The following is a 1,045-nucleotide window of genomic DNA, read 5'->3' as shown; positions in this document are numbered from 1 at the left end:
CGATCTCTGAATGGGGAAACCCACTCACCATAAGGTGAGTATCCGTACCTGAATCCATAGGGTGCGGAGGCGAACCGGGAGAACTGAAACATCTAAGTACCCCGAGGAAAAGACATCAAATGAGATTCCCCCAGTAGCGGCGAGCGACCGGGGAGTAGCCCTTAAGTCATCATTGTTTTAGTGGAAGCGTCTGGAAAGTCGCGCAATACAGGGTGATAGCCCCGTACACGAAAGGGCAATGATGGTGAAATCGAGTAGGTCGGAGCACGTGAAACTTTGACTGAATATGGGGGGACCATCCTCCAAGGCTAAATACTCCTGGCTGACCGATAGTGAACCAGTACCGTGAGGGAAAGGCGAAAAGAACCCCGGAGAGGGGAGTGAAATAGATCCTGAAACCGTGTGCGTACAAGCAGTGGGAGCTCTTTAGGGAGTGACTGCGTACCTTTTGTATAATGGGTCAGCGACTTATTTTCAGTAGCGAGCTTAACCGTATAGGGGAGGCGTAGGGAAACCGAGTCTTAACTGGGCGAACAGTTGCTGGGAATAGACCCGAAACCGGGCGATCTATCCATGAGCAGGTTGAAGGTTGAGTAACATCAACTGGAGGACCGAACCGGGATCTGTTGAAAAAGATTCGGATGACTTGTGGATCGGAGTGAAAGGCTAATCAAGCCCGGAGATAGCTGGTTCTCCTCGAAAGCTATTTAGGTAGCGCCTCACGTATCACCATCGGGGGTAGAGCACTGTTTCGGCTAGGGGCCCATCCCGGGTTACCAACCCGAGGCAAACTCCGAATACCGATGAGTGCAGCGTGGGAGACACACGGCGGGTGCTAACGTCCGTCGTGAAAAGGGAAACAACCCAGACCGTCAGCTAAGGCCCCCAAATTCTGGTTAAGTGGGAAACGATGTGGGAAGGCTCAGACAGCTAGGAGGTTGGCTTAGAAGCAGCCATCCTTTAAAGAAAGCGTAATAGCTCACTAGTCGAGTCGGCCTGCGCGGAAGATGTAACGGGGCTCAAACCAGATGCCGAAGCTACGGGT

General features: G+C 52.5%; 1 rRNA gene. It reads left to right on the top strand.

What is annotated here, in order from left to right:
• Positions 1-1,045, top strand: a 23S ribosomal RNA gene (locus tag R84865_RS13250); the annotation flags it as partial.

This window comes from Carnimonas bestiolae (assembly GCF_051251145.1).
Lineage (GTDB): Bacteria > Pseudomonadota > Gammaproteobacteria > Pseudomonadales > Halomonadaceae > Carnimonas > Carnimonas bestiolae.
Note: the sequence above shows the minus strand (reverse complement) of the source record. Positions and strands in the feature narration are given on the sequence as shown.